General features: G+C 38.6%; 16 protein-coding genes. 15 read left to right on the top strand and 1 reads right to left on the bottom strand.

Features of this window, described 5'->3' with window-relative positions; all coding sequences use genetic code 11:
• Nucleotides 1-72 precede the first annotated feature (72 nt).
• The gene (locus M1B78_RS18805; RefSeq protein WP_346015125.1) at nt 73-189 is read right to left on the bottom strand and encodes an AAA family ATPase; all 117 of its coding nucleotides are present in this window, start codon (nt 187-189) and stop codon (nt 73-75) included.
• 67 nt (nt 190-256) lie between these two features.
• Between M1B78_RS18805 and M1B78_RS17390 the strand changes: the two genes are divergently transcribed.
• The 15 genes from M1B78_RS17390 to M1B78_RS17320 all read left to right on the top strand — a co-directional run bounded on the left by M1B78_RS17390 (nt 257) and on the right by M1B78_RS17320 (nt 13,296).
• A complete protein-coding gene (locus tag M1B78_RS17390) occupies nt 257-1,234 on the top strand; it encodes a helix-turn-helix domain-containing protein (RefSeq protein WP_257941364.1) in 978 nt (325 codons plus the stop codon).
• A 287-nt stretch (nt 1,235-1,521) separates the two neighbouring features.
• Nucleotides 1,522-1,749 (top strand): NVEALA domain-containing protein, encoded by a 228-nt coding sequence (locus M1B78_RS17385; RefSeq protein ID WP_257930657.1) that lies wholly within the window; start codon nt 1,522-1,524, stop codon nt 1,747-1,749.
• Nucleotides 1,739-2,797 carry a TolB-like 6-bladed beta-propeller domain-containing protein gene (locus M1B78_RS17380; RefSeq protein ID WP_257941363.1) on the top strand — a complete coding sequence of 353 codons (1,059 nt, stop codon included), beginning with the start codon at nt 1,739-1,741 and terminating at the stop codon, nt 2,795-2,797. Before M1B78_RS17385 ends, M1B78_RS17380 begins: the two co-directional genes overlap by 11 nt.
• 208 nt (nt 2,798-3,005) lie before the next feature.
• A complete protein-coding gene (locus M1B78_RS17375; RefSeq protein ID WP_257941362.1) occupies nt 3,006-3,245 on the top strand; it encodes an NVEALA domain-containing protein in 240 nt (79 codons plus the stop codon).
• A 107-nt stretch (nt 3,246-3,352) separates the two neighbouring features.
• Nucleotides 3,353-4,393, top strand: coding sequence for a TolB-like 6-bladed beta-propeller domain-containing protein (locus M1B78_RS17370; RefSeq protein ID WP_257941361.1), 1,041 nt, complete (start codon nt 3,353-3,355; stop codon nt 4,391-4,393).
• Between the two features lie 218 nt (nt 4,394-4,611).
• Nucleotides 4,612-4,890 carry an NVEALA domain-containing protein gene (locus tag M1B78_RS17365; protein WP_257941360.1) on the top strand — a complete coding sequence of 93 codons (279 nt, stop codon included), beginning with the start codon at nt 4,612-4,614 and terminating at the stop codon, nt 4,888-4,890.
• Nucleotides 4,891-4,921: 31 nt separating this feature from the next.
• Nucleotides 4,922-5,980 carry a 6-bladed beta-propeller gene (locus tag M1B78_RS17360; RefSeq protein ID WP_257941359.1) on the top strand — a complete coding sequence of 353 codons (1,059 nt, stop codon included), beginning with the start codon at nt 4,922-4,924 and terminating at the stop codon, nt 5,978-5,980.
• A 347-nt stretch (nt 5,981-6,327) separates the two neighbouring features.
• A complete protein-coding gene (locus tag M1B78_RS17355; protein WP_257941358.1) occupies nt 6,328-6,582 on the top strand; it encodes an NVEALA domain-containing protein in 255 nt (84 codons plus the stop codon).
• Nucleotides 6,583-6,673: 91 nt separating this feature from the next.
• Nucleotides 6,674-7,771, top strand: coding sequence for a BF3164 family lipoprotein (locus M1B78_RS17350; protein ID WP_257941357.1), 1,098 nt, complete (start codon nt 6,674-6,676; stop codon nt 7,769-7,771).
• A 107-nt stretch (nt 7,772-7,878) separates the two neighbouring features.
• Nucleotides 7,879-8,886 (top strand): 6-bladed beta-propeller, encoded by a 1,008-nt coding sequence (locus M1B78_RS17345; protein ID WP_257941356.1) that lies wholly within the window; start codon nt 7,879-7,881, stop codon nt 8,884-8,886.
• 565 nt (nt 8,887-9,451) lie between these two features.
• On the top strand, nt 9,452-10,288 hold the full coding sequence (locus tag M1B78_RS17340) for a winged helix-turn-helix domain-containing protein (protein WP_136010061.1): 837 nt from the start codon (nt 9,452-9,454) through the stop codon (nt 10,286-10,288).
• A 165-nt stretch (nt 10,289-10,453) separates the two neighbouring features.
• Entirely contained in the window at nt 10,454-10,687 is a 234-nt protein-coding gene (locus M1B78_RS17335; RefSeq protein ID WP_246866916.1) for an NVEALA domain-containing protein, read from the top strand.
• 291 nt (nt 10,688-10,978) lie between these two features.
• Nucleotides 10,979-11,209 (top strand): NVEALA domain-containing protein, encoded by a 231-nt coding sequence (locus M1B78_RS17330; RefSeq protein ID WP_257941355.1) that lies wholly within the window; start codon nt 10,979-10,981, stop codon nt 11,207-11,209.
• A gap of 107 nt (nt 11,210-11,316) precedes the next feature.
• Nucleotides 11,317-12,327: a TolB-like 6-bladed beta-propeller domain-containing protein gene (locus M1B78_RS17325; protein WP_257930607.1), complete on the top strand. Its 1,011-nt coding sequence runs from the start codon at nt 11,317-11,319 to the stop codon at nt 12,325-12,327.
• 93 nt (nt 12,328-12,420) lie between these two features.
• Nucleotides 12,421-13,296, top strand: coding sequence for a DUF1573 domain-containing protein (locus tag M1B78_RS17320; RefSeq protein WP_257941354.1), 876 nt, complete (start codon nt 12,421-12,423; stop codon nt 13,294-13,296).
• Nucleotides 13,297-13,385: the final 89 nt, after the last annotated feature.

The following is a 13,385-nucleotide window of genomic DNA, read 5'->3' as shown; positions in this document are numbered from 1 at the left end:
ATCGCGTACTAAGAACTTTGTAATCGGTTGTTTTACAGTCGACATAGTAATTGTATGCGGAAAAAAGGACGTTTACATCTTGCCCGACATGCTTTTACCAGAGCCGTTTTCACCAGCAATTACCGTCAATCCGTTCAGTTTCACGTTTGCCGATTTCACTTTTGCGATATTCTCTATTTGAAATCTCATAAGTAATCTCTTTTTTCGTAACTTGCGCTCATTATCGTAGATTTGGATAAATTTGAAAAACAAAGCAATGAAGCAAAAAGGAAAACATAAGGGATTATTGTGTTTTTTGGTGGTTAGTGTGTTTGTTGGTGGCATTGCTGTTTTTGCATTGCACCGATATCGGGTGGAATCTTGGAAAGAACAGGCTCGCCATACCTTTCGTGAGGCTTTGCAAGATGAATTAAAGAAAAGGGATATACACGTTTTTTTCTATTCGAGCGGTTATAGCAGACTCTATAATGACTTGAAAGACACCGTAACGATGCAAAGAAGTGAATCGGAGAAAAAGGATTTCATTATTCCTCCTGAAAGGCTTTCAAATTATATGGGTGAATCTTCCATTTCCAGATTAATGCACTCATATATATTAGAGAAATATCCTTTGCAGGCAGACGCGGTAGCAGATAATTGGAGAAAAAGACTGGCAGAAAAAGGATTCTTGGGGAAAACCACCGTACGCATAGCTGTATTGGATTGGGACGAACACGAAGCTTCTACTTTTTCAGGCGATTCGTCTTATGTGGCAAAATCGGATAGTCTGGTATCCTATTATATAGGTAAAAGATGTGAGGTCGCTTCCACAGGATATATACATTGTTCCTGGCTGTCGGCTTTTACGGTTAGCGATATGGTTTTGTTGTGTTTCTTCGTTCTTTTTTGTGTCTTATTGTATTTATGCCGCAGTTATATATGTGTGCTTTATTATCGTATGTTGCGTGGCTCAAGCCCGGCACAGCCTGCTTCACTTGTATCTATAGAGGTAGGGGAACAGAACCCGGTTATGGCTGTCGCTGAATCAGGACCGCATGTATACCGTTTGGAAGATGGATTGTTGTTCGATGCCGATTCGAGAATTTTGCGTAAGGGTGATAAGGCTGTGAAGTTAACAGCATCGCTGGCAAAATTGTTGAAACATTTTTTGGAAGCGCAGGAGTACAGATTATCCATGTCCGAAATTAAGCAGATATTATGGCCGGAGGATATGGAGGTTGCAGATAGCAGATAGCAGAGTGCATACAATGGTGGGAAGGCTGCGTAAAAGCTTGTCCGAAATTTCAGAGTGGCAAATCGTAAATGGAATCCTTTGTTACCAGTTAAAAAGATGCCCCAATGAGTAAAATTAGAGTAGATTTTTTGTGAGAAATGGGTATATTTACGTCTGATATTGTCTGACAAAGTCTAACAAAATAATAATTTTTTTCGTTTGTTAGACTTTGTTAGACTGGATATTTGGTGATTCTTTTTCTTTTTCAGTACTTTGTTGCATCTTTAATATAAAAAATGTATATCGTGATGAATTTGAAAAAGAAAATTTGGGTTATTGGTTTGTTTTTGGTTATAGCGACGGCTGTGTCTTTTCATATCAATACAGAAAAGAGCCGGTTGGATGCTTTGATGTTTGAGAATGTGGAAGCATTGGCGTCAGACGAATGGGGGCCAAATGTTGACTGTGTTGGCTCCGGGTCTTTAGATTGCCCTCGAATTCATGTAAAAGTATATTTTATAGCTAATGCTCGTTAATCTGATAAGAACTTTGTGCCTGCTGTTTCTATTGGCAGCGTGTACCTCTGCTCCCCACAAGGCAGGATTGGTTTATGCTGATTTCCCGGAAACCCATGAGTTGAAGGGAGAGGCAATCCCTTTGGATACAGCCTTGTTCCGCTATCCTTTCCGTATTCGGGTGCAGGAAGATAAGGTTTTTGTGCTCGATTTGCACGGCACCGATCACTTCTGCCATGTCTTTCGTTATCCCGGTTTCTCTTATTGGACTTCTTTCGGCAAGCGTGGAGAGTCGCCTGACGAGCAGCTTTCTGTCGAAAATATCCGATGGAATGGGAAGAAATTGTGGCTTCTTGATGCCAATAAGTCCGAATTAACTCGGTTTGGTTGTGCTTTATCCGGTGATTCACTGTTTCGTCAGGAAACGGTGAAGCTGGATAGAGCTCTTCTTCGGGCTTTGGACTTTGCTATGGTAGACGATTCTACCTTTATCATTCCCGATTATTCGGGCGATAACCGTTTTTGCCGGGTGAACAGGCAAGGCAGGTTATTGCATAAAATGGGGGTAATCTCTTCTTCCAATGAGGATGCTTTGCTGAATGCCCGTCCCGCATTGGCGCAGGCATGGCGTAGCTTCATCGACTACAATCCGCGCAACGGCGTGCTGGCAGCAGTCACCCAGCTGGGTGAAGTGCTCGAAGTCTATAACTTGAAGGACAGTACGCACGTGGTGCGCATCGGTCCTCACGGTGAACCGGAGTTCAAGGTTGCCGAAGGCTATGGTATTCCTACGGGCATTATGGGTTTTAGCGATGTGCAGGTCACGGACAAAGCCATTTATGCCGTGTTCCACGGACGCTCTTTCAAGGAGATTATGCAGAACGCTCAAAAAGGCATCCAGGTAGATGGCGGGCAATACATCTATGTATTCAGTTTGCATGGCGAGCCTCTTTGTAAATATGTGCTCGACCACTATATTTATGGTATATCTGTGAATGAGTCGGAAGGAATCATCTATGCCACAGATGTGAACCAAGATGACCCGATAATGAAGTATAAGATGAAATAAAAAAGGGAAAATATGAAAGGGACTGGAGAAGAGCGGACGGATAACGTTTTGTTGGAGCATGACGACCCGTCCGTTCCGTAACCCACCTTGGAAAGGAAGTCTCGGCAAAGATAACGATTTAAATTGAACGGGCAATATGTTTTCCTTTCCGTTGAAAGGATAGATACGGAACAGAATAATTGAAATCTAAAAATCAAAAGAAATAACAATGAAGAAAATAAAGAAAGTAGCTTTTGTTGCCGCATTTGCAGCAGTGGCAGGATATGGAGTTTATACGAATCAGAGAACAGAAACAATGTCGGATTTGATGTTGGCTAATGTGGAGGCATTGGCAACTCCAGAACAGCCCAATACTAACGATTGTATTTTTGACCCCAATTATGATTGTGAAGCTTTGCATCCTACAGATCCTTCACAAGACAAGCGAAGAGATAATGCAAGGTGGTAAATAATTAGGATAGAATGTGTCGAATTTATTCTATTGTTAGCAAGTAAATTTTAAATATATTGGCTGATTATGTGATAAATTTGACACACTATCATAAAAGTGAGAAGATGAATAATAAGTTGTTTTTGATGGCTTTATCAGTAGTTTTTTGCATATCTTGTAAACAAACTAATGTGAATATTGATGCTTTTAATCAAGTTATTGAGGTCAGTACGTTGGATAGTATCTATTCTGATGAAGAAGATGAATTGGGTGTAATAACTGATATTGGTATTTATGATGGAATACTAATTACAAAACATATGCATGATGAGTACAACTTTTCATTAATAGATTTAGCGAGTGGTAAACTGCTACAAAGATGGGGGCGGAAAGGAAATGGTCCGGATGAGTATCTCGATTTTGGAAGTAACTTTGTTATACAAGACTCCTTGCTTATTTTTAGTGAACGTATGAAAAAGAAGATACACTATGTTTCAATTCCAAATGTCTTGAAGAATAGTGATTCTGTAGATGTAGCGCAGGCGTTTTATCCCTATACGGTAGACTTTCGTCCTACACGCTTTTGTTTTTTAGATACTTATAAGCTTGCTGTAGGTTCGTTTAAGGAAGGGCGTTTCGGTGTTCTGGATTCGAATGACAGTATTATGGATTTTGCTTCTAGTTATCCATTTGGATATGAAGAAATAGAAGGAATATATCGAGGAAATGTTTTTCAGAGTGATATAAAATCGAATAATAGGCAACGTAAATTTGTGATATCGACGTTTGCTTCGGATATATTTGAGATTTATCAACTTTCAGACAATTGCGTTCATAGAACATTTGTGAGTCCGTATGCAAATATACCTCAAATAAAGCAAAAGGGAGGACGATTCACTGTTGATTATGATAAAAGCATAGCAGGTTTAATGAAAATGGCAGTTTCGGATGATTTGATTTGTTTCACTTATTCTTCGTTAAGTTATACGGAAGCGGCTGCGATGGATATGGCATCAAGAGAAATACTTTGTTTCAATTGGAAGGGTGAAAAAGTGAAGAAATATATCTTGCCATTTCCTATCAGTAATTTAAGCATAGATGAGCATTATATTTATGTTGTTCGCTATCAGAATGACAGAACGATTGTCTATCGTTTTAGTTTGTGATGAGATTGATCTGGGAACAGAGAATAAAAGGGCTGGAGAGGAGCGGACGGCTAACGTTTTTTGACACTTTACGAACCCGCCCGTTCCGTAACCTACCTTGGAAAGGAAGTCTCGGCAAAGATAACGATTTAAATTGAACGGGCAATATGTTTGCCTTTCCGTTGAAAGGATAGATACGGAACAGAATAATTGAAATCTAAAAATCAAAAGAAATAACAATGAAGAAAATAAAGAAAGTAGCTTTTGTTGCCGCATTTGCAGCAGTGGCAGGATATGGAGTTTATACGAATCAGAGAACAGAAACAATGTCGGATTTGATGTTGGCTAATGTGGAAGCGTTGGCGAGCGGAGAATCAGATGCAGATTCAAATACTTTTTATGGTTATAAAGCAACTAATTGTTACGATGGTGATAGGCTTGTTGGTGCTACATGTGCTCAAACTCAACCCGGTGATGAATGTAAGCGTTCTGCTGTTTGGGGAAAATGCAATAAATAAGTAGCCGGTTAAATAGAAAGGAAGGAGTGTTATGAAAATAGAAGGTAAAGTCGTAATTATGTGTAGAATTATTGCTTGCGTTTTGTCTTTGTTTTTGATGTTAATCTCTTGCACTGAAAAAATAGAAAGAGTGAGTAAATATCCGGATTTACTGAATGAAGCTGTTGATACTATCGCTTATTCCCAATTCGTTGATTCAATAAAGTATATACCTTTGGAGACAACGGATGCATGTCTGATTGGGAACATCACTGATGTAGAAATTAGTGAAGAACACATATTTGTTCTCGATCTGCAAATGCAGACAGTCTGGATTTTTTCCAGAGACGGTAAGTATCAGGGACAAGTGTTCCATAAAGGTGATGCTCCCGGGGAATATGTAAACATGTGTCAGTTTGAATATGATGAAAGTAACAGGCAAATTGTAATTCTGGATTTATGGACACATTCCCTTCTCTTTTATACTCTTGAAGGCAAGTATTTGAAAAGTATCGGATTGGAGATTAGTGCCTTTGACTTTAAGATACTCCCTTCAGGTGGCTATGTTATCTCTTTGGCCGGTGCCGACAATAAAGAGGCCGGAATTTATTATTTGGATGCTTCAGGTAAGGTTGTGAGTCAATTGGTAGGCCGTAACCAAGAACATCTGATTTATATGAATTCGGATTGGGACTTATGTTCTATCAAGAATGAGATATGTTTTATGGCTCCCAACTTGGATAACGAGGTTTATCATTTTGATGGCACAGAATTGGATACGATACAGTCTTTTTGTATGAAACCTGAAATAAAACATAGCTATAAAGGGAATGTCTCGTTGGAACACATGGAAGATTTTGTCCGAACCAGATATATCGAAAGTGAGAAATGGCTGTTTGCTGCATATTGGTGTGCAGTTTTTGATCTTCGATACTTTTTATATTCAAAAGCGGCGGATGAGTATCTGATTGGCAAATACCTGAAGAATGATTTGGATGGTGTCCAATGCTCCGGCAAGACATCCATGACAAAAGAAAATACATTTTTATTTTGGTGTGCTCCTGAAGAAGACCGAAACCCGACACTCCAGATATTGTATCTGAAAAAATAAGATAGTCTGATTGCTCATGTTAACTATATCTTGCGGCAGGACCTTATAACTTTGAAAAGGGTTAGTGGACGGAAAGTAGTCATTTTTGCTACAGACGTGGATAAGGATGAGCCGATAATAAAATATAACATGAACTATAAAGGAAGAATATAAAACATGGATGGAGAGGAACGGACGGCATACGTTTTTTTGACACTTTACGAACCCGCCCGTTCCGTAACCCACCCCGGAAAGGAGGTCTCGGCAAAGATAACGATTTAAATTGAACGGGCAATATGTTTGCCTTTCCGTTGAAAGGATAGATACGGAACAGAATAATTGAAATCTAAAAATCAAAAGAAATAACAATGAAGAAAATAAGGAAAGTAGCTTTTGTTGCCGCATTTGCAGCAGTGGCAGGATATGGAATTTATACGAATCAGAGAACAGAAACAATGTCGGATTTGATGCTGGCTAATGTGGAGGCGTTGGCTGGCGGAGAATCTGGACGTGAGGATTGTACGAGTGCTTCTGATATTTGTTCAGAGCTTGTGATTTATCCGGATGGTGATTATGGTGAAGATATATTATTGGGTTATACCAAAAAAACGGGCTGGTTATAACTTCTTTTGACGGAGATGTGTCATTTCCCTCTTTTTATAGTTTTTATATTTGGGGTGTTGTGACACACTTTCTTTATTAAATAGTTAATCTATGGAAAAATTGTTGCATTTTATTAGTACAATATTTGCAATGCTTACTGTAGTCATATTTGTAGGCTGTAATGTCGTTAATCATAGTGAAGGATTAGGGGAGTCGGGGACGGTTTATAATTTGCAAGTAAAGAGTAGGCAAGAACTTTTAATGGGGAATGGAAGAATGGCAATGATTGATTCGTTCTTGATAATTGTCTCTTCCGGTCCTGACGATATATGTAGAATCTACGATATATATGATAATAATAAAGAGATATGTGCTTACGGAAAGACAGGAAATGGTCCTGGTGAATTTATCCAACCGCTGCTAACCTATGCTTGGAATAATGAATTTGGACTGAATGAAATGAATAAACAAGAATTGGCTATTCTTGCTATTGACAAACCGAATACGGGAGAAGCCATTGTTGTACACGAAGAGAAAAGATTAAAAGCCTCTTATCAGAAAAAAAAAGGCGAATGGACTCCCACCGGCTATTTTATCACCAAGCTGGATAGCTCGCATTATGTATCCTTGGTTGGTGTGGAGGACGGACGGTTCTTTTCGCTGTCCAACAGTACGTTGCAACATATTGATTACTTTGGCGAGTCGCCAATAAAAGAAGACTTATCGCCTATTGCAGCTCGCAACAGGTTGAGCGGAAAAATAGCGACTTATAATGGGAGAATGGTATTTGGAACGGTCAAATTGCCTTATTTGGTATCCTATAAGATATGTGATGAAAAGATGGAAAAAATGTGGAGCTTATATTATGCAGAAACCGGCTATGGCGTAAAGAATGGTGATTTGCTTTTTGATAAGGACAGAGCCAGAGGCCCTTTATTGGATTTGAAAATGGATTCAAAGTATATCTATGCTCTTTATTTGGACCAGCTACTGAGTGATTATGACCATTATAATGTAGAGAAGTCGACTTCAAATAAAATTCTGGTCTTTGATTATGACGGTAATAATGTAGCTTGTTTTAATCTTGGTTGTAGAATACAAGAAATGGCGATTTTGCCTCAAGGACAAAAAATGTATGGATTGACTCAATATCCTGATTTTTCTTTGGTCGAATTCGTTTTGCCGGATGAATTATATCAATCGGAGTAATGTTAAGTATTTTTTCTTAATATAATCGGTATGGCTGAAGAAAAGGTAATTAGAAATCTTTAGCCATACATTTATTTGAATTTTATAATTGGTTAATATTGAATTCTATGAAAATAAAATTAGTATTCTGCCTTTTGGCTGTTGTGTTTTGTAGTGGATGCGGTTCGAAAGACCCCAAGGCAAAATGGCAAAAAAAGAGAGCGAATATAATCAATGTCAAAGATGATATCAAAGAAATAGATACAGATGATGTGTTGATAGGCTCTTTGGCTAAACCTTATATATGTGGCAAATATTTGGCTATTGCGGATTACAAATCATCAGACAAGAAAGTTCGTCTCTATGATCTTCATACATTGAAATATGTGCTGAGCTTTGGAGATATAGGGCAAGGGCCGACAGAAATATCCGTTCTTGGAACGGTTGCGTGGAATGAGGGCGACTATGATTTGTATGTGACAGACCATGGACAGCGTAGAATTCTAAGATACAACTTGGACAGTCTTCTTACAGACTCCTTATATTCTCCGACTATCAAACTAAGATTTGGTGATGGCAATGCAACTTTCCCCAATGATTATTACTATATAAATGATACACTGTCGTTTGGCTCATTCATTATTCCTATGGCATCCTCTTCTTATAAGTGGACCGGTGGAAAATGGAATATGAAGACAGGCGCAATTAAACTGATAGATTATGTTCATCCGGCTGATGATAAGAAAAGGGTTTCTTTTACTTTCTCATTTCAGTATAATACGTTAGTAGAGTGTAATCAACGCTATGACTTGATGAGTTTGTATAATCTGAATGGGGAATTGTTGTGTAATGTTTATGGCCCGAGTTGGGATAAGAAAGGTGATAGAAAAGCACATTTCAAAAATGCAACAGTTTATAAGGATAAAATTATAGTATCTTATATTGGAGAAGACTGGAGGAACAATAATGGTGCAAGGATGCTCCATGTTTTTGATATTGGCGGAGATTATTTGAAGACATTGGATGTGGGATATAAAATTAATTATTTATGTTGTGACGAAAAAAATGGTAGGCTGATTATGAATCTGGATGCTGAAATTCAGTTTGGTTATTTGGATTTGGATAAGATTATTTAATGTCCCAATATCTTGTGTAATGAAAAAAAAGGCTTTGTAGCTCGGTGTGTCTTATACGTGAAAAAGGTGAATATAATTATTGAGGATGTTGGAATTTTGTTGCAGACATGGAGTAAAAAGAGATTCGGTTTCTTGAGGATTTGACATTTACAGTGAAGGGTGCGGATACCGTGGCCTTTCCACAAGGGCACAGCGAGAAACATCTTTTCCGGTATCCTTTTTCTCTCCCACAGCATCTTGCAATCAAGGTTGCAAGATTTCTTGGCTTAACAACTCTATATATCAGAAATTTGTTGTATCATTGTGACCGGAAACTATTTATAAACCAACCATGGAAAAAGAAGATTGGCAGCAGCTATTGATATACGCGTTTATAGGCATTGTGGCAGCGGGAGTTACCGGCTGGTTTCTGTATCAGCACCGGCTGGAGTACTGGTAGATACAGGCGCGCGACGCTTTTCGTCCGGCTTTGATAGAGGAGTTGAGAAAACGGGATGAAAAGGCGTTTTCTTTTCGAGAAGGAACGAAGGGGGGAGATGGAAATGAAGGAATTAACAAAGATTCTGTGGGAGAACGATTGCGGGTAAGAATGACTGCTCAGTGTGGGAAGAAGGAATTTCTTGTTCCTTATGAGAAGATTTATTGTTATATACACGATTATTCCAATTCCAGTCTGTACCATTCTTATATATTGGATAAGTTTCCTTTGAAAGCGGATTCATTGGCTAAGAGCTGGCGGCATTTGTTGGTCAGCAAGGGCTTTTCTGGAAAAATCGCGGTGCGTGTTTCTGTACTCGATTGGGAAGAACGCGAAACTCATGTGCTTTCGGGTGATTCGCTTTATGTGGCATCATCGGATAGCCTTTTATCTTATTATATAGGTAAAAGGTGTGAAGTTGCTGTTACGGGATATGCCCATTGTTCCTGGCTGCAGGCTTTCACAACTAAAGATAAGGTTTTATTGTTTCTTCTCTTTCTTTGCGCCATTCTTTTGTTTTTTATAGATAATCTGTATCGTCGTTTCAAGAAAAAGACAATGCTTGTTCATTTGGAACAGGTACCGGAGGTGACTGTTGTTGAACCTCGTTCATCTCGTGTCTATCATTTTGGTGACGAATTGTTTTTTGATGTAGATGCAAGCATGCTGTATACAGAGAATAAGCATGTGGAATTGGCTCCGATGCTTTCTAAGTTGCTACAAGGCTTTTTGGAGGCAGAAGATTACAAGTTATCCATTGATGAAATCATGCATTTGTTGTGGCCGGGTTACGATCTCATCGATAGTAGGGTGCATACCACAGTGGGAAGATTGCGCAAATGTTTGTCCGAAGTTTCCGATTGGCAAATAGTCAACAATTCTTCCGTCTATCAACTGAGAAAAAAGACTTGCTTCGATAAGTGATTATAAATATCTTTATATCAATGTCTTGTATCCGTTTCTGACAGAGTCTAACAAAGTCTAACAAATACAAAAATTGTATTTGTTAGACTTTGTTAGACGTTATTTTTTGTATTCTCCCGACTTTTTCAGTACTTCGCATCACCATTTAATTAAATATGTAATCTTATGGAAAATCTGAAAAAGAAAATGCTGTGCATTAGTTTGTTTTTAGTTGTAGTCGTGTCAGTGTGCTTCCGGTTGAATACTCGGAATATGCCTTTGGACAGTTTGATGCTGGAGAATATAGAAGCGCTGGCATCAGGTGAATGGGATGTCGATATTGAATGTATAGGGTTCGGTTCTGTCGATTGTCCGGGAAGATTTGTAAAGGTTTATTTTTATTCGGAAACTTATTTATAGGTTTGAATCGTTTTGTCTCCCTTGCTACGGGTGTAGACAAAGACGGATTTATAATAAGAGTATCAGTATGGAATAGAAAAAAGAAATATAAAAAGGGCTGGAGAGGAGCGGACGGCTAACGTTTTGTTGCCACTTTACGAACCCGTCCGTTCCGTAACCCACCTTGGAAAGGAGGTTTCGGCAAAGATAGCGATTTAAATTGAACGGGCAATACGTTTGCCTTTCCGTTGAAAGGATAGAAACGGAAATAGAAAAGAAATAAAAAGAAAAAAGTTAAAAAACAAAAAAATAATGAAACGTAAATTTATGAAAGCTGCATTTGTTGCAGCATTTGCAGCAGTTGCCGGATATGGAGTTTATACAAATCAGAAAACAGAAACAATGTCGGATTTGATGCTGGCTAATGTGGAAGCATTAGCACGGGGAGAAGGTGATGTAAATCCGATGTGTCCTAATGGATGCCTTAGTAATGGTAATGGATGTCTCTGTCATTATTGGTTCCCTACCTATAGAGAAGCGTAATTGAATTGTTTGTTAATAGTGAAGACTTTGTGTTAAAGCAGAGTCTTCACTATTTCAATCTGATGAATCAATAGATGTTAATTGTTGTATCAAAAAGGGGGTATGAAATGAAATATATAAAAGAACTGTTATTTGTATTGTTATCTTGTGTAATAGGAAGCTGTACGCATAATTCGGATATGGAGAAATATCAACAAAAACGTGACGATGTGGTTGATGTGCATGCTTTGATAAAAGAAATATCAATAGACGATGTATTGATAGGCTCAATAGCACGTCCTTTTTTGTTGGGCGATTATTTAATCATTGGTGACTACAAATCTTCGGATAAGTTGATACATATATTTGATAAAAATGATTTTAGTTATTTGGCCAGTACGGCTTATGTAGGTCAGGGACCGAATGAAATAACAGTGATGGGGCATATCGGTATAGATGAAGAAAGACATTGTTTTTATGTGTCAGACCATGGCAAACAAAAAATATATAGTTATGATATTGATAGTGTTTTTGCCAATTCGGATTATGTACCTACTGTAAAGACTGAAATGAACATGACTCGATTTCCCGACAAATATCAATATATAAATGATACATTATCTTATGCATTGATGATAGAACCGATTAGTACCTCTACATTTAATCAGTCTGTTGCCAAGTGGAATATGTGCTCTGGAACATTTGAACCGATGCCATATCAGCATCCGGATATACCGAAAAAAAGAATTAGTTTTGCCGTGTCACAGGAGAATGATGTATATGTAGAATGCTATACTTTCCATGATTTGATGTCTATATGTAAGTTGGATGGCAGTTTAAAATGCAATGTTTATGGTCCATCATGGGATAAGAAAGAATCTAAGAAAATCCATCATTATGGAAATGTAATGTTTTGCAAGGACAAGATTGTAGCCGCTTATTCAGGGGGAGATAACAAGTCAAAGGCATATAATCCTACTCGCTTCTTTGTGTTTAGTTTAGATGGCGATTATTTGAAAACCTTAGATGTTGGCTTTCAAATAGTAAGCTTTTGTTATGATAAGGATTGTGATAGAATTATTATGAATCTGGACGACGAAATTCAGTTTGGTTATTTGGATTTGGATAAGATTATTTAATGTTCCGATATCTTGTGTAATGAAAAAATATGCTTTGTAGCTCAGTGTGTCTAATACGTGAAAATGGGTAAATATAATTGTGGTTTTAAGGTTATGGGCTTTAGATATTTAGTAAGTATATCACTTCTCTTTTTTCTGATTTCTTGTGGAAATCAGAAAAAAGAGGATATTGGAATTTTGTTACAGGCATGGACTGAAAAAGAAATTCTGTTTCCTGAGGATTTGACATTTACAGTGAAAGGCAAAGATACTGTGGACTTCTCGGTGGCCGGAAAATATAAAATCCTTACTTATGTGGATTCTATCGGTTGTGTCAGTTGTAAGCTGCAACTGGGCAGATGGAAAGCTTTGATGAAAGAGTTGGGTGAGGCAGGAGGGGCTTCTGTGAAATTCCTGTTTTTCTTTTCTCCCGAAAAAAGGAGGGATTTCCTGGGAACATTAAAGTCAGAGGATTTCGTCTATCCGGTTTGCCTTGATGAGGAGGACAGGTTGAACAAATTGAATCACTTTCCTTCGGAAATGGCTTTCCAAACTTTTCTGTTGGATAGCGACAATAGAGTGCTTGCCGTTGGTAACCCTATCCATAACCCTAAGGTAAAAGAACTGTACCTAAGGATTATTCAAGGTGAACAGATTAGCAAAGGGAAGGAAAGCACGCAGATAATGACCGAGGTTGGTATGGATGCAACCTCTGTGTCCTTGGGCAGTTTCGACTGGCATAAGGAGCAAAAAGCGACCTTCACTTTGAAGAATGCGGGTGGCAGCCCTTTGGTGATACAGGATGTCACCACCTCTTGCGGCTGCACCACCGTATCCTATTCCAAGGAGCCTGTTCGGCCGGGTAAGGAGATTACACTGGAGGCGGTCTATAAGGCGGAGCATCCGGAACACTTCTCCAAGACCGTCACCGTGTATTGCAATACGGTATCTTCGCCGATACGGCTGTCCCTGTCGGGAGATGCAAAATAACAATGAGACTGGCCATGGATATAAGAAGAAGAACTTTCCGCTTTTTTCCGGCATGCGCATTCCTTGTTGTGCTGTGCTTGCAGTCGTGC

The sequence above is a fragment of the Bacteroides muris (ex Fokt et al. 2023) genome, from assembly GCF_024704895.1.
GTDB lineage: Bacteria > Bacteroidota > Bacteroidia > Bacteroidales > Bacteroidaceae > Bacteroides > Bacteroides muris.
The sequence above is the reverse complement of the archived record's forward strand: the minus strand, read 5'-3'. Positions and strand labels throughout refer to the sequence as shown.